The 23,257-nt window shown below is 71.5% G+C and carries 17 protein-coding genes and 1 other RNA gene; 3 read left to right on the plus strand and 15 right to left on the minus strand.

What is annotated here, in order from left to right:
* Positions 1 to 8: 8 nt before the first annotated feature.
* Positions 9 to 587: a YqgE/AlgH family protein gene (locus tag ACFZBB_RS03665; protein WP_391117352.1), complete on the minus strand. Its 579-nt coding sequence runs from the start codon at positions 585 to 587 to the stop codon at positions 9 to 11.
* Positions 588 to 866: 279 nt separating this feature from the next.
* On the opposite strand from ACFZBB_RS03665, the gene murA reads away from it, so the two are divergent.
* Entirely contained in the window at positions 867 to 2,216 is a 1,350-nt protein-coding gene (gene murA, locus ACFZBB_RS03670; protein ID WP_391117355.1) for a UDP-N-acetylglucosamine 1-carboxyvinyltransferase, read from the plus strand.
* Between the two features lie 113 nt (positions 2,217 to 2,329).
* Here murA and ACFZBB_RS03675 read toward each other — a convergent pair whose 3' ends face one another.
* The 8 genes from ACFZBB_RS03675 to ACFZBB_RS03710 form a co-directional block, all read right to left on the minus strand.
* Positions 2,330 to 2,611, minus strand: coding sequence for an HU family DNA-binding protein (locus tag ACFZBB_RS03675; protein WP_355342991.1), 282 nt, complete (start codon positions 2,609 to 2,611; stop codon positions 2,330 to 2,332).
* A 222-nt stretch (positions 2,612 to 2,833) separates the two neighbouring features.
* On the minus strand, positions 2,834 to 4,279 hold the full coding sequence (locus ACFZBB_RS03680; RefSeq protein WP_391047160.1) for a malic enzyme-like NAD(P)-binding protein: 1,446 nt from the start codon (positions 4,277 to 4,279) through the stop codon (positions 2,834 to 2,836).
* 405 nt (positions 4,280 to 4,684) lie between these two features.
* The gene (locus tag ACFZBB_RS03685) at positions 4,685 to 6,949 is read right to left on the minus strand and encodes a UvrD-helicase domain-containing protein (RefSeq protein ID WP_355342985.1); all 2,265 of its coding nucleotides are present in this window, start codon (positions 6,947 to 6,949) and stop codon (positions 4,685 to 4,687) included.
* Positions 6,950 to 7,110: 161 nt separating this feature from the next.
* Positions 7,111 to 7,728 (minus strand): ABATE domain-containing protein, encoded by a 618-nt coding sequence (locus tag ACFZBB_RS03690; protein WP_391117358.1) that lies wholly within the window; start codon positions 7,726 to 7,728, stop codon positions 7,111 to 7,113.
* A 108-nt stretch (positions 7,729 to 7,836) separates the two neighbouring features.
* The gene (locus tag ACFZBB_RS03695) at positions 7,837 to 9,012 is read right to left on the minus strand and encodes a uroporphyrinogen-III synthase (RefSeq protein ID WP_391117360.1); all 1,176 of its coding nucleotides are present in this window, start codon (positions 9,010 to 9,012) and stop codon (positions 7,837 to 7,839) included.
* Between the two features lie 165 nt (positions 9,013 to 9,177).
* Positions 9,178 to 10,530: an MFS transporter gene (locus tag ACFZBB_RS03700; protein WP_391117362.1), complete on the minus strand. Its 1,353-nt coding sequence runs from the start codon at positions 10,528 to 10,530 to the stop codon at positions 9,178 to 9,180.
* 176 nt (positions 10,531 to 10,706) lie between these two features.
* Positions 10,707 to 11,711 (minus strand): helix-turn-helix domain-containing protein, encoded by a 1,005-nt coding sequence (locus ACFZBB_RS03705; protein ID WP_391117364.1) that lies wholly within the window; start codon positions 11,709 to 11,711, stop codon positions 10,707 to 10,709.
* 209 nt (positions 11,712 to 11,920) lie between these two features.
* Complete coding sequence (locus ACFZBB_RS03710; RefSeq protein WP_391117366.1) at positions 11,921 to 15,850, minus strand: S8 family serine peptidase; 3,930 nt, start codon at positions 15,848 to 15,850, stop codon at positions 11,921 to 11,923.
* Positions 15,851 to 16,127: 277 nt separating this feature from the next.
* Between ACFZBB_RS03710 and ssrA the strand changes: the two genes are divergently transcribed.
* Positions 16,128 to 16,497: a transfer-messenger RNA gene (gene ssrA, locus ACFZBB_RS03715) on the plus strand.
* Positions 16,498 to 16,587: 90 nt separating this feature from the next.
* Here the strand turns inward: ssrA and smpB are convergent.
* The 4 genes from smpB to ftsE form a co-directional block, all read right to left on the minus strand.
* Positions 16,588 to 17,067 (minus strand): SsrA-binding protein SmpB, encoded by a 480-nt coding sequence (smpB, locus tag ACFZBB_RS03720; RefSeq protein ID WP_355342970.1) that lies wholly within the window; start codon positions 17,065 to 17,067, stop codon positions 16,588 to 16,590.
* A gap of 181 nt (positions 17,068 to 17,248) precedes the next feature.
* The gene (locus ACFZBB_RS03725) at positions 17,249 to 18,529 is read right to left on the minus strand and encodes a S41 family peptidase (protein ID WP_391117369.1); all 1,281 of its coding nucleotides are present in this window, start codon (positions 18,527 to 18,529) and stop codon (positions 17,249 to 17,251) included.
* Between the two features lie 158 nt (positions 18,530 to 18,687).
* Complete coding sequence (gene ftsX, locus ACFZBB_RS03730; protein ID WP_188284085.1) at positions 18,688 to 19,605, minus strand: permease-like cell division protein FtsX; 918 nt, start codon at positions 19,603 to 19,605, stop codon at positions 18,688 to 18,690.
* A gap of 72 nt (positions 19,606 to 19,677) precedes the next feature.
* Positions 19,678 to 20,367 (minus strand): cell division ATP-binding protein FtsE, encoded by a 690-nt coding sequence (gene ftsE, locus ACFZBB_RS03735; RefSeq protein ID WP_188284086.1) that lies wholly within the window; start codon positions 20,365 to 20,367, stop codon positions 19,678 to 19,680.
* A 331-nt stretch (positions 20,368 to 20,698) separates the two neighbouring features.
* Here ftsE and ACFZBB_RS03740 point away from each other — a divergent pair, with 331 nt between their 5' ends.
* Positions 20,699 to 20,890 (plus strand): hypothetical protein, encoded by a 192-nt coding sequence (locus tag ACFZBB_RS03740; RefSeq protein WP_355342964.1) that lies wholly within the window; start codon positions 20,699 to 20,701, stop codon positions 20,888 to 20,890.
* Between the two features lie 143 nt (positions 20,891 to 21,033).
* Here the strand turns inward: ACFZBB_RS03740 and ACFZBB_RS03745 are convergent, their stop codons facing one another.
* Together ACFZBB_RS03745 and prfB are read right to left on the minus strand one after the other, a co-directional pair.
* On the minus strand, positions 21,034 to 21,675 hold the full coding sequence (locus ACFZBB_RS03745; RefSeq protein WP_391117371.1) for a hypothetical protein: 642 nt from the start codon (positions 21,673 to 21,675) through the stop codon (positions 21,034 to 21,036).
* Positions 21,676 to 21,960: 285 nt separating this feature from the next.
* Positions 21,961 to 23,079 (minus strand): peptide chain release factor 2, encoded by a 1,119-nt coding sequence (prfB, locus tag ACFZBB_RS03750; RefSeq protein ID WP_391117373.1) that lies wholly within the window; start codon positions 23,077 to 23,079, stop codon positions 21,961 to 21,963.
* Positions 23,080 to 23,257 lie beyond the last annotated feature (178 nt).

Genomic DNA, 23,257 nt, shown 5'->3' on the forward strand with positions numbered 1-23,257 from the left:
ACTCAAGACTAGTTGAGAGACGGATCGTCGGGATACGTGGCCACCATGGCCAGCTCATTGCGCTGCCTGCGCAGCACCGAGCGCCACAGTTGTTCGGGATCGGGCGAGGACACGTCGCCCGGCTCGGACTCGATCACATACCAGGCGCCGTCGACCAGTTCCTTCTCCAACTGGCCGGGCCCCCAGCCGGAGTATCCGGCGAAGATCCGCAGCGAGCCCAGCTCGGCGGCGAGCAGTTCGGGCGGCGCCTCCAGGTCGACCAGGCCGATCGCGCCGTGCACCCGCCGCCAGCCCAGCGGGTCCGCGTCCTCGCCCTCGCGGACGTCGCCCGGCACCACGGCCAGGCCCAGCGCGGAGTCCAGCGAGACCGGGCCGCCCTGGAAGACCACCGGGGGCGCGCCCGCCAGCGGCGCCCAGGGCAGCAGGACGTCGCCGACGCCGACCGGCGTGGGCCGGTTCAGGACGACGCCGAGCGACCCCTCCACGTCGTGGTCGAGGAGGAGCACCACTGCCCGGTCGAAGTTGGGGTCGGCGAGCGCCGGTGTGGCGACGAGCAGTCTTCCGGTGAGCGAGGACACCTCGGTCATGGGACACATGATCCCGCACAAACCCGCTGGGCGGAGCGGCAACCGCCACTCCCGGACATCCGCCGGTACGGCGCGACACGCGGTACGGCGCGCGTGGCAGCGGACGGTGTGCGGTCCGCCACGCACCGCGCTGTAGCGAAGTCATGACACTGGCCGAGGTTCACGGCAGCCGGGACGGGTCAGTAGGCGCATTACCATTTCTTCCTGCGCTCCGCGCGGCGAGCACCCCGGCCGCGCCCGGCCTCCCCCGTACCAACCGTTCCGAAGATCGCGAGATCCATGACCGACATCGCCGATGTACTGCTTGTTCATGGCGGAACCCCCCTCGAGGGCGAGATCCGTGTCCGCGGTGCGAAGAACCTCGTGCCCAAGGCCATGGTCGCCGCCCTGCTCGGCAGCGGACCGAGCAGACTCCGCAATGTCCCCGACATCCGTGACGTACGCGTCGTACGCGGGCTGCTCCAGCTCCACGGCGTGACGGTGCAGAGCGGTGAGGAACCGGGCGAGCTGGTCCTCGACCCGACGCGCGTCGAGAGCGCCAACGTGGCCGACATCGACGCCCACGCGGGCTCCTCCCGGATCCCGATCCTGTTCTGCGGCCCGCTGCTGCACCGGCTCGGCCACGCCTTCATCCCGGGCCTGGGCGGCTGCGACATCGGCGGCCGGCCGATCGACTTCCACTTCGACGTGCTGCGGCAGTTCGGCGCCACGATCGAGAAGCGCGCCGACGGCCAGTACCTGGAGGCGCCGCAGCGGCTGCGCGGCTGCAAGATCCGGCTGCCGTACCCGTCGGTCGGCTCGACCGAACAGGTGCTGCTCACCGCGGTGCTGGCCGAGGGCGTCACGGAGCTGTCCAACGCGGCGGTCGAGCCGGAGATCGAGGACCTGATCTGCGTCCTGCAGAAAATGGGCGCGATCATCTCGATGGACACCGACCGGACGATCCGGATCACCGGCGTCGACAAGCTCGGCGGCTACAATCACCGGGCCCTCCCCGACCGCCTCGAAGCCGCCTCCTGGGCGAGCGCGGCGCTGGCCACCGAGGGCAACATCTACGTCCGCGGCGCCCAGCAGCGGTCGATGATGACCTTCCTCAACACCTTCCGCCGGGTCGGCGGGGCCTTCGAGGTGGACGACGACGGCATCCGCTTCTGGCACCCGGGCGGCCCGCTCAACGCCATCGCGCTGGAGACCGACGTGCACCCCGGTTTCCAGACCGACTGGCAGCAGCCGCTGGTGGTGGCGCTCACCCAGGCGTCGGGGCTGTCCATCGTGCACGAGACGGTGTACGAGTCCCGGCTCGGCTTCACCTCCGCGCTCAACCAGATGGGCGCGCACATCCAGCTCTACCGCGAGTGCCTGGGCGGTTCCGCCTGCCGCTTCGGGCAGCGCAATTTCCTGCACTCCGCGGTCGTGTCGGGCCCGACCAAGCTCCAGGGCTCCGACCTGGTCATCCCCGACCTGCGCGGCGGCTTCTCGTACCTGATCGCGGCGCTGGCCGCGCAGGGCACCTCGCGCGTGCACGGCATCGACCTGATCAACCGGGGCTACGAGAACTTCCTCGCCAAGCTGGAGAGCCTGGGCGCCCACATCGAGCTGCCCCAGCCCGCGGGCGCGGTCGCTTCCTGAGCGGTACGGCAGCCGTACGCCGACCGTGCGGCCCGCCGTACCGCTGTCGTGCGGCCCGTCCCATGCGAAAGGGCGGCTTCTCCCCCGGGAGAAGCCGCCCTTTGGCGATGTGATTACTTGCCCTTGGCGGCTTCCTTGAGCTTGGAGCCCGCCGAAACCTTCACGCTGTAGCCGGCCGCGATGTTGATCGGCTCACCGGTCTGCGGGTTACGCGCGGTCCGAGCGGCACGGTGGGTGCGCTCGAAGGTCAGGAAGCCGGGGATGGTGACCTTCTCGTCGCCCTTGGCCACGATCTCACCGACGGTCTCAGCGAACGCGGCCAGTACGGCGTCGGCGTCCTTGCGGGTCACCTCGGCGCGCTCGGACAGAGCGGCCACCAGCTCACTGCGGTTCATATCTGTACTCCCGTGTTCTTTCTGCCATGGGGGCGCGAGCTCGAAGCTGTTGCTGTGTGCCTCACTGCCCAGGTGTGCATCCTGCCCCCATATATGGGGGGAAAGCCAATCCACCGACCGCGCGAGTCGCACAAAAAACGATGCGATTGCACGGGGACACCACGGGGATGACGGATTGTCGTCACATGGTCGACGCATCGAATCCGTTTGTCGGACGGATTGTCAGACCGCCCCCGGCGCGGTCGCCGCGGCGGCCACCGCCGGTCCCTGCGCCTTGGCCGCGTCGCGTACGGCGTCGGCGACCGCGCCCGCGACCTTGTCGTTGAAGACGCTGGGGACGATGTAGTTGGCGTTCAGCTCGCCCTCCCCCACCACGTCCGCGAGGGCGTGCGCGGCGGCCAGCATCATCTCGGTGTTCACGGTGCGGGACTGGGCGTCCAGCAGGCCGCGGAAGACGCCGGGGAAGACCAGGACGTTGTTGATCTGGTTGGGGAAGTCGCTGCGCCCGGTGGCGACCACGGCGGCGGTCTCGCGGGCCACGCCCGGGTCCACCTCGGGGTCGGGGTTGGCGAGCGCGAAGACGATCGCGCCGTCCGCCATCCGCGCCACGTCCGTACCGTCCAGGACGTTGGGCGCGGAGACGCCGATGAAGACGTCGGCGCCGGTCACGGCCTCCTTCAGGGTGCCGCTGACGCCCTCGGGGTTGGTGTTGTCGGCGATCCAGCGCAGCGGCGAGTCCGGCGACGCCTCCACCAGGTCGTCGCGGTCGCAGTGCACCACGCCGTGGATGTCGGCGACCACCGCGTGCTTCACTCCGGCGGCCAGCAGCAGCTTGAGGATGGCCGTACCGGCCGCGCCCGCGCCGGACATGACGACGCGTACGTCGCCGATCTGCTTGCCGACCACGCGCAGCGCGTTGGTGAGCGCGGCGAGCACCACGATGGCGGTGCCGTGCTGGTCGTCGTGGAAGACCGGGATGTCCAGAGCCTCGCGCAGCCGGGCCTCGATCTCGAAGCAGCGCGGCGCGGAGATGTCCTCCAGGTTGATGCCCGCGAAGCCGGGGGCGATGGCCTTGACGATCGCCACGATCTCGTCGGTGTCCTGGGTGTCGAGGCACAGCGGCCAGGCGTCGATGCCGGCGAAGCGCTTGAAGAGGGCCGCCTTGCCCTCCATGACCGGCAGCGCGGCCTTCGGCCCGATGTTGCCGAGGCCGAGAACGGCGGAGCCGTCGGTGACGACGGCCACGCTGTTGCGCTTGATGGTCAGACGGCGGGCGTCCTCGGGGTTCTCCGCGATGGCCATGCAGACCCGGGCGACGCCGGGGGTGTAGATCATGGAGAGGTCGTCACGGTTGCGGATCGGGTGCTTGGACTGCATCTCGATCTTGCCGCCGAGGTGCATGAGGAACGTACGGTCGGAGACCTTGCTCACGGCGACGCCCTCGATGCCGCGGAGCTTGCCGACGATCTCGTCGGCGTGCGCGGTGGAGCTGGCGGCGACGGTGACGTCGATGCGGAGCATGTCGTGACCCGACGCGGTGACGTCCAGGCCGGTGACCGAACCGCCCGAGGACTCCACCGCGGTGGTGAGCTGGCTGACCGCGGTCCCGCTGGCGGGGACCTCCAGCCGTACCGTGATCGAGTACGAGACGCTTGGCGCCGTTGCCATGACGGACCTTCTTCCGGTTCCTCTGCTGCTGGTGGTGCTGCCCGTCGATCGTTGCACCTACCGACGGGTACGCGTAAACCCGCGTGGGGTGAAGATTGGAAGAATACTTCCGCGATGCGGGAGCGGCGCAACCGGGTGGACCGAGGAAGAGATTTTCGTCCGCCGGGAAGAGGTTCCCGGAGCCGTTTGTTAGCCTGAGTACGGCACCGGCTCGATCCAAGCCCCCGGGCCCAACCTTAGGCGCTTCGAGCGCCCACTTGCCGCGAGGCGAGCATGGCGGGCCGGTGTCGTATACGTCACGTGGGCGCCCCCTCTTCCCGAGGGGGCGCCCACGGCGTTTTCGGAACCGTGCCAGTATCCGTTGTCGGATCCGTGCCCGGACCCGTTCTCGGACCCACGGCCCGGTCAGGGGCGCAGCAGGTCCGGCACTCCCTCGGCGTCCGGCAAATCGCCCTCGGCCGCGAGGACCATCAGGCGTTGCGTCGCCCGCGTCAGGGCCACGTACAGCACCCGCAGCCCCGCGGGCGACTCCTCCGCGATCTCGGCGGGGGACACCACGAGCGTGGCGTCGTACTCCAGGCCCTTGGCCTCCAGACTGCCCAGCGCCACGACGCGCTCGCCGAGTCCTTCGAGCCAACCGCGGGCCTGGGCGCGGCGGTTCATGGCGACGACGACGCCGACCGTGCCGTCGACCTCCTCCAACAGCCGCGCGGCGGACCGGCGTACGTCCGCGCCGAGGTCGTCGCCCGCGACCGCGTACTGCGGCAGTACGCCGGTGGAGCGCACGGCGCGCGGCGACTGCATGCCGGGCATGGCGAGCGCCAGCACGGTGGCGGCGACCTCCGCGATCTCGGCGGGGTTGCGGTAGTTGACGGTGAGGGTGAAGCGCCGCCGGGGCCGGGTGCCGAGCGCCTCGTCGCGCGCCCGCGCCGCCTCGTCCACGTCCGTCCAGGAACTCTGCGCCGGGTCGCCGACGATCGTCCAGGTGGCCGTACGGCCGCGGCGCCCGACCATCCGCCACTGCATCGGCGTCAGGTCCTGCGCCTCGTCCACGATGACGTGCGCGTACTCGGTGCGCTCCTCGTCCAGGCGCTCGGCCCGGCTGCGGCGACCCGCGTCGTGCCGGTCGGCGAAGGTCGTGACCTCGTCCAGGCCGGTGAGCTGGTCCAGCGGGTCGGCCTCGCGGCGCTTGGGGCGCGGCACCGGCCCGAGCAGCGTGTCGAGTTCGTCCAGCAGCGCCACGTCGTGCGCGGTGGCGCCGGTCCTGCGCAGCGAGCGCGCCACCCGGCGGACCTCCGGCGGGGACAGCACCCGGCGCGCCCAGCGGGCCAGCCGCTTCTCGTCCGCGAGCGCGGCCAGCACGGCGCGCGGCTGGAGCACCGGCCACCAGGCGTCGAGGAAGTCGGTGAAGTCCTGCTCGGTGCTGATGTCCTCGTCGAAGCCCTGGCGTTCCTCCGCGGCCAGTTCCGGATCGTCGAAGCGGCGGCCGGTCTTGCGCCACAGCGCGTCCAGCAGCAGGCGGCGGGCGCGCGGGCGCAGCAGATTGACGGGCGCGGTGCCGCCGAGCGTGTTGTGGCGGATGCCCGCCAGTTCCTGCTCCGACAGCTCCACTCGGCGGCCGAAGGCGACCACGCGCAGCGTCGCCGGGCGGCCGGGCGTCAGGTCGAGCGCGCCGCGGGCCGCGTTGCGCAGCACCTTCTGCATCCGCAGCGAGCCCTTGATCCGGGCGACCGCGGGCTCGTCGTACAGATCGGCGGAGACGCCGTCGACCAGCGAACCGACGGCGCGGATCGCGACCTGGCCCTCCTCGCCGAGCGACGGCAGCACGCCCTCGGTGTACGACACCAGCAGCGGGGTCGGGCTGACGCACAGGATGCCGCCCGCGTACCGCCGCCGGTCCTGGTAGAGCAGGTACGCGGCCCGGTGCAGGGCGACCGCGGTCTTGCCGGTGCCGGGGCCGCCGGTCACCTCGGTGACGGACGCGGCGGGTGCCCTGATCACCATGTCCTGCTCGGCCTGGATGCTCGCCACGATGTCCCGCATGGTGTGGCTGCGGGCCTGGCCGAGGGCCGCCATCAGGGCGCCGTCGCCGACGACCGGCAGCCCGGTGGTCAGCTCGGGGCGCAGCAGGTCGTCCTCGACGCCGAGCACCTTGCGGCCCTTGGAGCGGATCACCCGGCGGCGCACCACGCGCCCCGGCGCGACCGGGGTGGAGCGGTAGAAGGGCGCGGCGGCCGGGGCCCGCCAGTCGATGACCAGCGGCGCGTACTCGCTGTCCAGGACGCCGATCCGGCCGATGTGCAGGGTCTCGGCGATGTCGGCGGTCCGGTCCTCGCGGACGGCGTCGTCGGCGGGTTCGACGGAGGTGAAGGCGCCGTCGGCGCCCTTCTTGCCGTCCTTGCCCCGCAGCAGGTCGATCCGGCCGAAGAGGAAGTCCTCGAACTCGCTGTTCAGCCGGTTGAGGTGGACCCCCGCGCGGAAGACCTGCGCGTCGCGTTCGGCGAGCGCGCCCGGCGTGCCGACGTGGCCGCGCTGGGCGGCGTCCTTCATCAGGAACTCGGCTTCGTCGATCTTCTCTTCGAGGCGGTGGTACACCCGGTCCAGATGCGCCTGCTCGACGGCGATCTCCTGATCCCGGACCCCCAGGTGGGCTGTGGTCTGCGCGGCCACGCAGGACCCCCTTCTTCATTGCGTCATGCGCCGCCCACGTACGTGACGGGGCACGTGGGGCAGCCTGCAACCGTACGCGACCTGCGGGCTTCTGCACACTCCGCCGTGCGGTCGGGTCTGAGGCGCGGTCAGTTTTCCGGCGGGCCGGGGACCCCGGCGGGTCAGCCCTGGGGCGAGGTGAGAGTCCCGCGCGTGGTGGTGCGACGGCGGTGCCGGGCGACGCGCTCGCGGTTTCCGCAGATCTCGCTGCTGCACCAGCGGCGGCGCCGGCCGCGGGAGGTGTCGAGGTAGACCAGCGAGCAGCTCTCACCCTCGCAGCGGCGCAGTTGCGTACGGGCCAGCGGGTCGGTCAACAGCGCGACGGCGTCGCGGGCGACGGCCGCGAGCAGTCCCGCGGGTTCCGGGGGCGCGGCCAGCGTACGGATCAGGGCGCCGCCCTCGTCGGGGACCGCGCGCGGGGCGGGCGGGGCGGCCAGCGCCGTCGCGTTCAGCTCGGCGATGTCGGCGGCGGCAGGCCGCTCACCGGCGACCTCGGCGGTCACGACTCGGCAGACGACGGCGCGCAGGCCGCGGAATCCGCTCAGCCAGCCGTCGTCCACGGCGAGGTCGGGCCGCGCCGCCTCCCCTGGCGCGCGCGGCACCAGGCCGGTCCCGTACAGCCACGCGGCCAGCCGGTCGGGCGTGCCGAGCCGCTCCTGCTCGGGGCGGCCGGTGCGGGTGGCGACGAGATCGAGACACAGCCGGCCGGTGTCGAACCGTAGCGGGCTCGTTCCACTCATGGTCAGCCGCCTTCCCGCCCGCCCGTCACCTTCCCCCCAGGGTGCCCGGCGGCCGTCGCGGGGTCTAGGGCGTGTCCGGACCGCTGTGCCCGCGCTTGCCTGACCGGCTTACGGCGCCGAGCCGTATTTGTCGTCCGCGTGCGGGTCGAGGGAGAGCCGGTAGCCGCGTTTGACGACGGTCTGGATCAGCTTGGGGGCGCCCAGGGCGGTACGGAGCCGGGCCATCGCGGTCTCGACGGCGTGTTCGTCGCGGCCGGAGCCGGGCAGGGCGCGCAGCAGGTCGCCGCGGGCGACGACCCAGCCGGGGCGGCGGGCCAGCGCCCGCAGCAGGGCCATGCCCGCGGGCGGCACCGGCCGCAGCGTCCCGTCCACGACGACGGCGTGCCCGCGGATCTCGACATGGTGCCCGGCGACGGGCAACGGCCGTACGCGGCCGGGCAGTTCGCTGGCGATGAGCTGCACCAGCGGTCCGAGCCTGAAGCGTTCGGGATGCCGGGTGGGCACGTCGTGGCCCTGGAGCGGCAGCGCGGTGACCGGGCCGACGCAGGCGGTCATGACGTCATGGCGCAGCGCGGCGAGGAGTGCGTCGCGACGGCCGCGCTGCCGGGCCCGGTCGAGGAAGGAGGCGGCGGCCGGGGCGCTGGTGAAGCTCAGCGCGTCGACCGACCGGGACAGGACGGCGTCGAGCAACCGGTCGACGGGCCCGAGGTCTTCGGGCGGCATCCAGCGGTAGACCGGCACCGCCACAACGGTCGCCCCGGCCGCCCGCAGCGACTCGATGAAGCCGGGCAGCGGCTCGCCGTGCAGCTGGACGGCGACGGTGCGGCCCTCGACTCCCTGGTCCAGCAGGCGTTCCAGGACCTCGGCCATCGATTCCGAGGCCGGTGACCACGCCTCGCGCAGCCCGGCCGCGCGCACCGCGCCACGCATCTTGGGCCCGCGGGCGAGGAGTTCGACCTCACCGAGCCTGCGCAGCAGCGCCTCGCCCAGGCCCCAGCCGTCGGCGGCCTCGATCCAGCCGCGGAAGCCGATCGCGGTGGTGGCGACCACGATATCGGGTGCGTCGGCGATGAGTCGCCTGGTGGTCTCCAGCAGTTCGGTGTCGTCGGGCAGCGGCACGATGCGCAGGACGGGCGCCCGCAGCACGACCGCGCCGCGCCGCTCCAGCAGCGCGGCCAGCTCGTCGGCTCTGCGGGCCGCCGTCACCCCGACGGTGAACCCGGCCAGGGGCGGCACCCCACCGCCCCGGCCCGGATCGCTGTTCCTGGTCGCCTGCGCCTGCATGGCTCCGCCCCACTTTTGCTGGAGTTACGCGTACCGGACGGCGGGCGGACCGTCCCTGATCCGCCGCCGCCCTCCCGGCCGCCCCGCCGGAGCCGCATCGTCCCAAGGCGGGGTGACGGGTTCGATTCACCGGGATGACCCGGATGTTACGGACGCCTCCGCCGCTCACACCCGCGCGTGGACGGCGGTCCCGGCAGGCGCCGTCCGCCCGGCCCCGTCCGCCGCCCGCGCCGGTCGCCGCAGGTATACGGCCCACGTGACGGCGTAACAGAGCGCGTAGTAAGCGAGGAAGGAGACGAAGGCGGGGGTGCCGGTGGCGCGGCTCAGGAACGACTCGCGGAAGGCGAGGTTGATGCCGACGCCGCCGAGCGCGCCGACCGCGCCGATCAGCCCCATCGCGGCGCCCGACAGCCTGCGCCCGTGCGCGGCGGCCTCCTCGCCCGCCAGACCGCGCGCCTCGGCCTCGCGCTGGAAGATGCCCGGGATCATCTTGTACGTCGACCCGTTGCCGACGCCGGTGAGCACGAACAGCGCGATGAGGCCGACGAGGAACAGCGCCAGCGACTTCCGCTCCGAGGCGAGGACGACGACACCGGTCGCGACGGCCATCGCGAGGAAGTTCCACAGCGTGATGCGGGCGCCGCCGTAGCGGTCGGCGAGCCTTCCGCCGACCGGGCGGATCAGCGAGCCGAGCAGCGGGCCGATGAAGGTGAGGTCGGCGGCCTGGAGCGGGGTGCGGCCGAACTGGTTCTGGAGCACCAGCCCGAAGGCGAAGCTGTAGCCGATGAACGAGCCGAACGTGCCGATGTACAGGAACGACATGATCCAGGTGTGCGGGTCCCTGGCCGCGTCCAGGGCCGCGCCGGTGTCGTTCCGCACGGGCGCCAGATTGTCCATGGACAGCGCGCAGAGCGTGGCCGCGACCACGATCAGCGGGATGTAGACGGCGAGCACGACCCGCGGGTGGGCGGCGCCCGCGGTGCCGATCACCAGCAGCCCGACGAGCTGGATCACGGGCACCCCGATGTTGCCGCCGCCCGCGTTGAGCCCCAGCGCCCAGCCCTTCTCCCGGAGCGGGTAGAAGGAGTTGATGTTCGTCATGGACGACGCGAAGTTCCCGCCGCCGACGCCGGTCAGCGCCGCGACCACCATCAGCGTGGTGTACGAGACCCCGGGCTTCATCACGAACGCCGCCGTGACGGTCGGCACGAGCAGCAGCAGGGCGCTGACGACGGTCCAGTTCCGGCCGCCGAACCTCGCGACCGCGAAGGTGTACGGCACCCGCATGATCCCGCCGACCAGCGTCGGCATCGCCACCAGGAAGAACTTCCCCGCCGGGTCGACCCCGTACGCGGGGCCCATGAACAGCACCATCACCGACCACAGGCTCCAGATCGAGAAGCCGATGTGCTCGGCGAGCACCGAGAAGGCCAGATTGCGGCGGGCGATCCGCTTGCCGCCGCCCTCGTTCCAGAACCGCTCGTCCTCGGGGTCCCACTGCTCGATCCAGCGACTCATCACGCGCCTCCCAGGGTGGACTGTCGGGCCCGACACTAGAAACGCCGCGTTACCGCCCCGTGCCCCGAGGTGACACGAGCGCAACCATGCACTCACCCGCGTCCGCGCCCGGCTGTGAGCCGGCCCTCGTGGTGGGTGCAGCAGCCGGTGCCTGGTCTTGGTGCCGGGGCGTGGTCTCAGAGCCAGCCGCGGCGGGCCGCCTGCCAGGCGAGCTGGGTGCGGGTGGTGGCGCCCGCCAGCTCCATCATGCTCTGCACGCGCCGCTGGAGGGTGCGGCGGCTGAGGTTCATCTGGGTGGCTATCGCCTTGTCCGCGACCCCGGCGACCATCAGCGACAGCAGCCGCCGGTCGGTGGACGACAACGGGTCCGCGGGGCCGACGTCGGCCGCGCCGGTGACCGCGCCCGAGGCGTCGACGTGCAGCGGTACGGCGTCCTCCCAGTAGCGCTCGAAGAGCGCGATGAGCGCGTCGAGGAGGCTGCTGTCGCGGACCAGCGCGGTGGACGGTTCCTCGGGGCTGCCGTGCGGGCCGCCGGGGACCAGCGGGAAGATCGCCACCGAGCGGTCGGCGACGGCCAGCCGCAGCGGGAGGTGCGGGACGGCGCGGGCGATCTCGCCCTTCCGCACGGCCGCCGCGATGTTGCCGACGGCGCTCTCGTCGTCGAAGAAGTCCCGTTCGTAGAGCACCCGGTAGCGGACCCCGCGCTCCAGCGCGTCGAACTCGGCGGTGTTGCTGCCCGACGGCATCGCCACGTACTGCGCCTTGCAGAACCACAGCATCTCGTCGCGCGCGTCCGCCTGGATCTGCCGCAGCCGCTGGCGCAGCGCCTCCGCCCCGGTGATGACCTCGATCAGCAGCCCGGCGTCACGGCGGCGCGCGGTGGCCCGGTAGCTCTCCAGCAGGTCGGCCGCCGCCGAGCGCGCCAGGTCCAGGGCGTCGGCCCGGTGCTTGAGCTGCGGCAGCAGCGCCACATCGGGCGGGTAGGCGCGGTAGCGCGGCGGCCGGCCGTCGGAGGCACTGGCCATGGCCTTGGCGACGAGACCGGTCAGCGCCGACAGCGCGGTGTCCGGGCTCAGGCCCGAGTACTCCGCGATCTCCCGCGCCGAGGCGCTGTCCATCGTCACCAGCAGCCGGTACGCGGCCTCTTCGGCGTCGGTGATCCCGGCGGCCTCCAGGGCCATGGCACCCTCCTCGCGGGTACGGGGGCTGGGTGAGCAGCCACCGTACTACGAGCGGAGATCACCGCCGCGGCCCGGCGAAGCCCGTGCCGGGACCGCGCGCCGGAATCACGCGCCGGAATCACGCGCCGGGGCGAGCGGGCACCCCACTGGCCCACTCGCCCCGGCTGTCGAGGTGGCGTCGGATCAGCGCCACCGGCTCACGTGCCCGTTCATCCCCGCCACAGATACGCGCGGCGTACGGTCTGCCGCACCTGGTCGCCCGCGGCGTCGCGCGCGGTGACCCGCAGCGTCACGTACGCATCGCCCCTGGAGTGGGCCGACTTGGTGAGCCGGGCGTCGAAGGTGTTGTGACCTCGGCCGTCGACCCGCGCGCCGGTCCAGGTCCGCCCGTCGTCGTACGACGCCTGGACCTCGACCTTCACGCCGGTCGGCACGGCCGCCCCGTCCTGGGCGCGGACGGTGAGACCCACGGTGTGCGAACTGCCCTTGCGCACCGCGTTCCAGGCGTCGACCGGTACCGCGTAGTCGACCTGGAGCAGCGGCAGCAGCGTCGGTCGCGCCGCGGTGCCGGAGCGGAACCACCACGAGGTACTGGTGTCGGTGGCGTAGCGCCATTCCGGGGAGACCCGTGAAGTCGCCACGTCCAGGCGGTAGTCGGCGGTACCCGCGGGCACTTCGAGGTCGGCCCACGGGGAGTCGGCGGCGGCGATCTGCCGACCGTCGCGGAAGAGCGTGGCCTTGGCGGAGTCGCCCTCGACGGGGGCGTCCTGCGCGCCGCTCGTGCCGGAAGCCGTACGTGTACCGGAGGCCGTACGTGTACCGGAGGCCGGGCTCGTACCGGCCGCCGTGCCGAAGCCGCCGAAGTCGCCGCCGGCCGCCGCGCGGGCCCAGTGTCCGGCGCCGGAGTCGGTGAACTCCGGTATGCGCAGGTCGAGTACGTCGCCGTTGCGCACGCTCGGGTTGCGCGTACCGCGCGGGATCGAGGGCCGCACCACGGCCTGCTGCCACGCCTGGTCGGGCTGCTTGCCCGCCCGGTAGGTGGTGGTCGTGTCGACCATGCCGGCCAGCAGCGGCTGGTCGATGTCGAAGGTCGTCTCCTGGTTGACCCGGTGCATCCACCAGGTGCCGTTGGCGCTGACGTACTCGGTACGGGTCACGCCCGTCGGCACGTTCCGCGTCGCCTCCCACGCGAAGTTCTGGTACGGCCGCCACGCGAAGCGCTGCTCACCGGCCCACGGGGCGCCGCCGTTCTCGGCGTACGTCGTCCTGATCACCGCGCTGTTGGCGGCGGTGACGGTGTGGACGACGCGCTGCGGGATCTGCTGCGTGGACGTCTGGAACACGTCGTACAGATACGGGCTGACCGCCGTGCCGCCGATCCGTACGGTGACGGTCTTCACCGGCTTCTTCGCCAGTCGCGCCAGCAGCGCGTCACCGGCCGCCTTCCCGATCCGTATCGTCGGCACCGCGTTGCGCTCGCCGGTCGGGTACCAGCGGGTCCAGCCGAAGTCGGAGAAGTGCACGATCATCAGTCCGCGCACGCCCGCCTTGGCCGCGGCTGCCGCCAACTCCCTTTCTCCCTCGCCGGATTCGTTGCGGATGACGGCCAGCTTGCCGCGCGCCTTGCTGAAGTCCGGCGCTTCCAGGGAGCCCGCGTCGACCGCCGTCAGATGCACGCCCTTGCTGTCGAAGAGCGGTGAGTACGAGGTGTAGTAGCTCTTCAGCCTCAGTCCTGTTCCCGGCGCCTCGGTGGTGAGCTGCGGCGCGGCGAGTTGCCAGCGGGAGGAGAACTCGAAGTCGCCGTCGGTGACCTTCGCGGTGGGGCTGACGTAGAGCTTGCTGAGGATGCCGGTGAAGAACTCCTCGCTCTCGGTGAGGCCCCTGCCCTCGATCTGACGGTACGTCTGGTAGTAGGGGATGCCGCTCTGTTCGGCGGGCCGCGGCGTACGGATCTCGACCTGCGTGGTCCGGCGGGCGTCCACGGTCACGGCCGTGTCCTTGGTGAGCCTCACCTCGGGCAGTACGACCAGCCGTTCCTCCATGCCGTCGTCCGTCATCTCCTGGAAGGACGCGCGGACTTGGTATGTGCCCTCTTCGAGGTCGGAGGTGGAGGTGCCCTTGCTGTCGCCCGACGGGTACAGCAGACCGCTCGCGCCCCAGATGCTGATGGTGGGGTGGGCCGGAGCGCCGTGCGCGTCGTAGGCGGTGACGGTCAGGGTGTGCAGCGGGCCGTGGGCGGCCAGGCCGAGCGTGGTGTGGACGGCCGCTCCTGCCGTGCCCCCGGCCGGTGTCGCCGTCAGATAGCCGTAGTAGGAGCCGTACGTCACCTTGGCCGGGTCGAGGGTGAGGTCGACGCGGGCGGCGCCGTGGGCGGGGACGGTGACCTTCGTGGCGGCGGCGGAACCGTCGCCGATCCGTACCGCGCCCGCGTTCACCGCCCGGCCGCCCGACGTCCTGAGCGCCAGGCCCAGTGTCAACGTGACCGGCGCGGCGGAGGTGTTGGTGTACGTGACCGGGTAGGTGGCCTTCGGGTCGGTCCCGTGGATGTCGCCGAGGAAGACGGTGCCGGTCGCGGTGAGCGTTCCGAGCGCCGCCGCCGACACGTCGATCCGGCCGCCGCCCTGTTCGGTCACGGCCTGCCCGTCCACGGTGTGCGCGGTGCTGATCAGCGCGTCCTTGAGCTGGCGCGCGGTCCAGTCCGGGTGCCGCTGCGCCAGCAGGGCCGCGGCGCCCGCCACATGCGGGGTCGCCATCGACGTCCCCGACAGGCTGACGTAGTACGGGTCGACCGGGTCGCCGAGCGTCGTGCCGCTCGCGCGGGCCGCCACGATGTCCACGCCGGGCGCGGTGACATCGGGCTTGACGGCGCCGTCGCCGTAACGCGGGCCGCGGCTGGAGAAGTTCGCCAGCGCGTCCTTGCCGTCGACCGCGCCGACGGTCAGCGCGTCGTCGGCGACGCCCGGGATGCCAACGGTCTGCTGCCCGTTCTCGCCGTTGTTGCCCGCCGCGACGACGAAGAGGGTGCCGCTGGCCTCGCTGATCTCGTTCAGCGCCAGGCTCATCGGGTCGGTGCCGTCGCTCTCGTCGTCGGCGCCCAGGCTCATGTTGACGACCTTGGCGCCCTGGTCGGCCGCCCACTGCATGCCCGCGATGACCTGCGAGTCGTAGCCGTAGCCGTCGTCCCCGAGGACCTTGCCGACCAGCAGGTTCGCGGCTTTGGCGACGCCCTTGCGGGCACCGCCCGAGGCCGCTCCCGTACCGCCGACGATGGACGCCACGTGCGTACCGTGTCCGAAGTGGTCGCCGGTGCCGGTCGGGCTCTCGGTGAAGTCCTCGGCCTTCGCGACGCGGTCCTTGAGGTCGGGGTGGGTCTGGTCGACGCCGGTGTCCAGCACCGCGACCTTGACGCCCGCGCCCTCGTATCCCGCCTTCCACAGCGGCGGCGCGCCGATCTGGTCCATGCTGTCCGCCGCCGCCCGGACCCGGCCGTCGAGCCAGATCTTCGGCACGGCGGCGGCCTTCACGGTGTTGGTCGGCCCGGTGCCGGTCGCCGCGGTGCCGGTCTTCCCGGTGTCCGTTCCCGCGGGCACGATCTGCTGCCAGAAGGCGGCGAGCTTCGCGTCGGGGACGGTGAGGGAGTGGGCCCCGATGCTGCCCAGGTCATGGGTGGGGGCGCCGGGCGCGGCCAGCGCGGTCAGCCGGTCGGCCGCCGCTCCCCCGGACCCCGCGACGATCAGCGGCAGCGAGGCCCGGTGCTCCTCGTCGTACCGCTGGTCCACCAGTGCCGTCACGTCGAACAGCCGCCGGTCCAGCCGCCCCGACCGTACGAGGGGGTCGGCGTCCGACGGCAGCACGGTCAGCCGCCCGTCGGCGTCCGAGGTGTGGAAGACGACGCGCTCCCGTCCGGCGCCCGGCTCGACGGAGGCGGTGTGCCGGCCGTCCGCGGTCGTCGTCACCCGCACCCGGTCGCCGGTGATCAGCCGAACCGTGGCGGTGCTGTCGGGGGTCGTCCCCTGCTGTGCGCCCGGTGTCGGTACGGGTTCGGCGCCGGGTGCGGCGACGGCCGCGGTGGGTACGGCGGCGGAGACGGCCAGGATCAGCCCTGTCGACACGACCGCCGCGAAGCGGGTTCGTCTCATCGGTCCAGCCCCTTTCCATGCATGTGCACGCGATGCTGGAAAGAATCCGGTGGGGCCGGAGGGTGTGTCACCAGTTTCCGGTGGCACGGATGTGACGTGGCACAACGGCGCCACCCGCGCCGCCGCCCCCTCCCCGGTGACGGCCGGGTGGCCGCGCGCTTGCCCCCGGGGGTGCGCCGGGCCACCCACGGGGGAATGCGCTGGCCCGTGTGACCGTTGATCCCGTACGATGGAGGCAGCCGCCACCCTCGGGTGGTGCACCTTGAAAAATCAACATGGGGATGATCGGTTTCGACTGGGGATGTCGAAGCAGGGGAAGCGAGCCGAGGAAGCGGCAATGATCTCGTTAACCATATGTCGCAACCAATAATCGCCAACACCAAGCGCGATTCCTTCGCCCTCGCTGCCTAAGTAGCGACTTGCGAAGTGTCAGCCCGGGGGTGATCCCGACCCGGATCCTGGCATCATCAAGGGATCTAAACTTCTAGGGCCGGTCACGGGCCTTAGAAGGAAATCAAACAGTGACTGAGCCCGTCGGCAGCTTGTCCGCGTGACAGCCGGGGCCGAGAAAAGCACAGCGGACTGCGCTCGGAGAAGCCCTGATTCCGCACCACAGGACGCGGGTTCGATTCCCGCCATCTCCACCACCCCATGTGACAACGGCACCCTCCTTCGGGAGGGTGCCGTTTCGTCGTTCCTGGGAAGCCCTGACGTCCGGATCTCTGGACGGCGGAAGCTCAGCCGCGCTGTTTGCGGCGCACGGCCGAGATGGCGCGGTCCGACTCGCGGCGGTCCTGCTTCTCGCGCAGGGTCTGCCGCTTGTCGTACTCCTTCTTGCCCTTGGCCAGGGCGATTTCGACCTTGGCGCGGCCGTCCTTGAAGTACAGGGCGAGCGGCACGATCGTGTGCCCGGTCTCCTGGGTCTTGTGGACCAGCTTCTCGATCTCGGCGCGGTGCAGCAGCATCTTGCGGCGGCGGCGCGCGGAGTGGTTGGTCCAGGTGCCCTGGGTGTACTCCGGGATGTGCACGTTGTGCAGCCACGCCTCGCCGCCGTCGAGCTGCGCGAAGCCGTCCACCAGGGAGGCACGTCCCTGGCGCAGGGACTTGACCTCGGTGCCGGTCAGCACGAGCCCGGCCTCGAAGGTGTCCAGGATGAGGTAATCGTGCCGCGCCTTCTTGTTCTGCGCGATCAGTTTGCGACCCGTCTCTTTTGCCATAACCGCGCCATTGTCCCACGAGCGCCGCGACCGGCGATGTTCGCCCGGAAGGAGCGTCGTCCGGTGCGTGCGATCGCAAGGCGGCCGAGAGTCCTTGTAGCGGAGCTACCAGGGCTTTTGGCCAACGCGGCGAGCGTGCGTGCCGGGCGGCGTGACGGGGCGAACATCGACGGGAGGGGCGCTAGGGGGGTCCGAGGCCAGCGAATACCTCGTGACTCTCGGCGAGCGGGTCCTCACCGGAGGGGACGGTCACATCGGGGTCGATGCCGCGCCCGTCCACACTGCGCCCGTCCGGCAGCCGGTAGTGGCCGACGGTCAGCTCGGCGACCGACCCGTCGGGCAGCGTGCTGGGCATCTGGACCGAGCCCTTGCCGAAGGTGCGCGAGCCGATGACGACGGCCCTGCCGCGGTCCTGGAGGGCGCCGGTGAGCAGTTCCGCGGCGCTCATCGTGCCGCCGTCGACCAGGATGACCAGCGGGACGGTGGTGTCGCCGCCCTCGGCCGCGTAGAGGGCCTGCTGCTCGCCGTGGACGTCGTAGGTGGCGACGAGGCCGCCGTCGAGGAAGGCGGAGGCCACCGCGACCGCCTCGGTGACCAGGCCGCCGGAGTTGCCGCGCAGGTCGAGCAGCACGCCGTGCTCGGAGTCCCGTACCGCGTCGCGTACCTGGTCGCCGACGCCGAGCGTGAAGGCGTCGATCTTGACGACCGTGGGCGCGTCGGCGGACCGCGTCACGGTGACGGCGTCGGTGTCGAGCGTGGCGCGACGTACCGTGACCGTCCAACTACGCTGCGCCCGCTGGACTCCCAGCTGTACGACGCTGCCGGGGACGTTGTCGCCGCGCAGGTCCGCGACGACCTCGGTGACCGCGAGTCCTGTGCACTTGACCGGGCCGATGGCGGCCAGCAGGTCGCCCTCGCGCAGGCCCGCGCGGTCGGCGGGGCTGCCGGGCTGGACGCGGGCGATCTGGATCCGGCCGTCGTCGATCCGCCGCACGGACAGGCCGACGCCGACGTAGCGGCCGTCGAGCGCCTGTTGGAGGCCCGCGTACTCGCGGGCGGTGTAGAAGGACGACCAGCGGTCGCCGCTGCGGCTGACGAGCTTCGCGGCGGCGAGCGGGCCGACCTTGCCGTCCTGGATCTCCTCGGCGATCCGGCCGGTGTCGACGTGGTCGCCGTTCGCCCCGTCCGGCTTCGCCCGCGAGCCCGTGGGGGTCTCGGAGGCCGCGGGGGACGACGGGGCGGGCTCGCCGCCGTGGGCGGGGGCCGGCGGCTTGCCGTCGTCCTGCCGCCCGTCGGCGACCGGCGCGGCGGCGATACGGGTGGCGCGGGCGGCGGTCCGCGCGTCCGGCGCGGTGAGTCCGCTGGCCGCCGCACCGGTGGCCAGCAGGGTGCTGAACACCAACGTCAGGGTGGCCCCGCGGCGCAAGCGGCGGGGCGTCCCGAACAGCGACGGGCCGGACATGGCCGGAAGTCTAGGACAGAAACGGGCGGCATACGGATAGTTGCCGCTACCTCGGCGGGGCATGATCCGCAACCCGGTACACCGCCCCCCTGGGACCCGCCCCCGCCGTACGGCCCCGCGAAGGGCCCGGCGCGACGGCCGGGCCCGGCCCGCGGGCGTCAGACCTTCAGATACCTGCGCAGCGCGATGAAGGCGGCGATCGACGGCATCACGACGCCGATCAGCAGCACCAGCGGCAGCACCGCGACGACCGAGTCCCAGCCGAGGAAGGAGACCAGCGGAATCTTCTCCTGGAGCTTCAGACCCGCGTCGATCATGAAGTACCGGCCGCCGAGCAGCATTCCGCACGCCAGCCCCGCGCCCACGAGTCCGGCGAAGGCCGCCTCCATGATGAACGGCATCTGGATGTAGAAGCTGGAGGCGCCGACCAGCCGCATGATGCCGGTCTCTCTGCGGCGGCTGAAGGCGGACACGCGCACGGTGTTCACGATCAGCAGCATCGCGACGGTGAGCATGAAGGCCAGCACCACCCAGGCGGCCAGCGTCATACCGTTCAGCAGCGAGAAGAGGTTCTTCAGCACGGCCCGTTGATCCTCAACGGACTGCACCCCCGGACGCCCGTCGAAGGCGCTCGCGACGACGGTGAACTTCGTCGGGTCCCTGAGTTTGACCCGGTAGTTCTCCTGCATCTGGTCCGGGGTGATCGAGGCCGCGAGCGGGGAGCTCTTGAACTGCTCCTGGTAGTGCTTGTACGCCTGCTCGGCGTTCTCGAAGTAGACCTTCTCCACGATCGGGAGCTTTTCCAGGTCGGCCTTGATCTGGGCCTTCTGGTCGTCGGTGACGGCACCCTTGGCGCAACTGGGCGTCGTCGACGCGTCGCCCTTGTTGCACATGTAGATGGTGACCTGGACCTTGTCGTACCAGTAGCCCTTCATGGACTTGACCTGCTTGTTGGCCAGCAGGGCGCCACCGGTCAGGGCGAGGGAGAGCGCGACGGAGATGATCACCGCGAAGGTCATGGTGAGATTGCGGCGGAGTCCTACGCCGATCTCCGACAGGACGAACTGGGCGCGCATGGTCTCTGGTTGTCCTTTCAGGGGGGTGGTGACTACTGCTGTACGGCAGTACGTACGCCGTACGCGCGGCTCTCAGTGTTGGTAGCCGTAGACACCGCGCGACTGGTCGCGCACCAGTCGCCCCTTCTCCAACTCGATGACGCGCTTGCGCATCTGGTCGACGATGTTCTGGTCGTGGGTCGCCATCACCACGGTCGTGCCGGTCCTGTTGATCCGGTCCAGCAGGCGCATGATGCCGACCGAGGTCTGCGGGTCGAGGTTTCCGGTCGGCTCGTCCGCGATCAGCAGCATGGGCCGGTTGACGAAGGCGCGGGCGATGGCGACGCGCTGCTGCTCACCGCCGGACAGCTCGCCGGGCATCCGGTCCTCCTTGCCCGCGAGGCCGACCAGGTCGAGCACTTCGGGCACGGTCTTGCGGATGGTGCCGCGGGCCTTGCCGATCACTTCGAGGGCGAACGCCACGTTCTCCGCGACCGTCTTGTTGGGCAGCAGCCGGAAGTCCTGGAACACGGTGCCGAGTTGGCGCCGCATCTGCGGCACCTTCCAGTTCGACAGCCGGTTGAGGTCCTTGCCGAGGACGTGCACCATTCCCGTGTCCGTGCGCTCTTCGCGCAGGATCAGCCGCAGGAAGGTCGACTTTCCCGAGCCGGACGAGCCCACCAGGAAGACGAACTCACCCTTCTCGATCTCCAGCGAGACGTCCCGAAGTGCAGGACGGTTCTGCTTGGGGTAGGTCTTGGTGACGCTGTCGAATCGGATCACGTTCGCACCAGGTTTGCGGGGACGGGTGGACAGGGGATGTGGGGGCGACACTACGCGACCGAGCCAGGGGTGCGCAGTCGCCGGGGAGGGTTGGTGGGCTTGACCACAGGGCACACGCGGACAAACCCGTCATTGGCCCTTTACACCTCAGCGCGGCCGGCCGCCACCGGAGGTCCACTCCCCCGCCCATGCCCCTCTCGCGGACCCCGCCGGAGCCGCCGTACGGGCCGCCGGTCCACCGGGGGCCGCGCCGAATCCGGCGGAAGCTGGCACAGTGGAACAAGGAACACTTCGGCCTCCCGGGGCGTTCACCGGACGAGGAGGAGATCGCATGACATGCGACCGGCTGGTGTGCGCCAACTGCGCGGGTCCGGTGAGCGAGGGCCGCTGCCCCGTCTGCCGGGCGAACCGCGCCCGCCTGGAGCGGGAGAATCCCTGGTCCAACATCTCCCCCGCGACCTTGATAGCCCTGCTCGTGGCCCTGCTGACGGTGGTGCTCGTAGTGGAGCACGCGACCGCGTAGAGCAGTCCCCCGGGCAGCACGTGAGAGATACGTGAGAGGTACGTCACATTCACGGGTGGGCGAGCTGAGACATCACGAAGGGCCCGGAACGCATCGCGTTCCGGGCCCCTCGTCGTACGTGTCGGGTGCGGTCGCGCGGCGCCTCAGGAGGCGTCGCGGCGCTCCTTCAGACGCGGGGCCAGCTTGAAGCCGACGCCGCCCGCGACGAGGGCGGCGGCGCCGATGAGCATGTACGTGGTGCCGTCGGAGCCGGTCTCGGCGAGCTGCTGCGTCGTCTGGCTCTGCGGGACCTGCTGGGTGTTGTCGGTGCCGGTGTTGTTGTTCCCGCAGTCGACGCTGTCACCGGTCAGGGTGCAGGTGTTGTTATTGCCCGTCGCGCTCGGGCTGACGCTGGGGCTCGGCGTACCGCTCGGACCGCCGTCGTCGCTGCCGCCGCTGACACCGGCGATGGAGCCGGGCGCGGTCGTCGGAGGCGTGGTGGGCGGAGTGGTCGGCGGCGTCGTGGGAGGCGTCGTCGGCGGGGTGGTGGGCGGAGTGGTCGGCGGCGTCGTGGGAGGCGTCGTCGGCGGGGTGGTGGGCGGGTCGGTCGGCTCGTCGGTCGGCGGCGTGGTCGGATCGTCCGTCGGGTCCGTCGTGGGCGGATCCACCACCGCGGTGACCGACGGCGGCGCGTCGCTGCTCACCGCCGCCTGAGCAGCCCCCGCCACGGTCAGGGACGCACCGGCCGCGATCACCGCGACGGCCGCCACGCGCGTGACGCGTACCCTCGTGCTCTGCTTGGTCATGTCTCAACTACCCCCGGTAGACGTCGGCTTGAAGCACGCGCCGCTGCGGGCACGGTCGATTACGCCGCTTTCGCGCGCATGCCGGACATCACCTTTGTGGCATTCACCGGGAGCGTCAAGGTCATTAAGCGCAAAGTGCCCCAACTGTCCCGTCTTGCCCGGCACTTCAGCACACGTCTGTGACACGGCAGACAGATGGGATCAAGGCGACGGCCGTACGGCGGGGCCGTATCGACCTCTCAGCCGTACGGCGCGGGGCCGTATCACGCGGTGGCCTTCTCGCGATTACGCGGTGGCCTTCTCGCGGGACTTGCGCCAGCGGATGCCCGCCTCGATGAAGCCGTCGATGTCGCCGTCCAGGACGCCCTGCGGGTTGCCGACCTCGTACTCGGTGCGCAGGTCCTTGACCATCTGGTACGGGTGCAGGACGTACGAACGCATCTGGTTGCCCCAGGAGTTGCCGCCGTCGGACTTGCCGAGGGAGTCCATCAGGGCCTGCTCCTCCTGGCGGCGCCGCTCCAGCAGCTTGGCCTGGAGGACGTTCATCGCGCTCGCCTTGTTCTGGATCTGCGAGCGCTCGTTCTGACAGGAGACGACGATGCCGGTCGGGATGTGCGTGATCCGGACCGCGGAGTCGGTGGTGTTGACGCCCTGGCCGCCGGGGCCCGAGGCGCGGTAGACGTCCACGCGCAGCTCGGACTCGTCGATCTCGACGTGGTCGGACTGCTCCACGACCGGCAGCACCTCGACGCCCGCGAAGGACGTCTGGCGGCGGCCCTGGTTGTCGAAGGGCGAGATCCGCACCATGCGGTGGGTGCCCTGCTCGACGGAGAGGGTGCCGTAGGCGTAGGGGACCTTGACGGTGAAGGTGGTCGACTTGATGCCGGCCTCCTCCGCGTACGAGGTCTCGTAGACCTCCGTCGCGTAGCCGTGCCGCTCGGCCCAGCGCAGATACATCCGCTGGAGCTGCTCCGCGAAGTCGGCGGCGTCGACACCGCCCGCCTCGGCGCGGATGTTGACCAGCGCCTCACGGGCGTCGTACTCGCCGGACAGCAGGGTGCGGACCTCCATCTCGTCCAGCGCCTTGCGGACCGACTCCAGCTCGGCCTCGGCCTCGGTCTGCGCGTCGGCGTCGTCCTCGCTCTCGGCCAGCTCGAAGAGGATGGACAGGTCGTCGATCCGGCCGCGCAGCGCCTCGACCTTGCGCAGCTCCGCCTGGAGGTGGGAGAGCCGGCTGGTGATCTTCTGCGCGTTCTCCGGGTCGTCCCACAGGGACGGCGCCGCGGCCTGCTCCTCCAGCGCGGCGATGTCGGCCCGCATCCGGTCGAGGTCGAGGACGGCCTCGATCGACCCCATGGTCGAGGACAGGGACTTCAGCTCTTCGGAAACATCGACGATCGCCACGGCTCCAGCCTACCGGCTGGTCGAGCGGACCCGGCCCGGCCGGGAGCCCGCAGGCCGCCGGGAGGGCCCGCGGTCCGGTGCCGGGCGGGCCGGATCGCGTCAGATGTGGGCCGTGGTGCGGGTGAGGGTGCCCGACGGTGTCCTGGAGTACAGCTCCAGGGTGTGCGCGGAGGCGGCG

Origin of the sequence: Streptomyces sp. NPDC008139 (assembly GCF_042957025.1) — a bacterium.
Classification (GTDB): domain Bacteria; phylum Actinomycetota; class Actinomycetes; order Streptomycetales; family Streptomycetaceae; genus Actinacidiphila.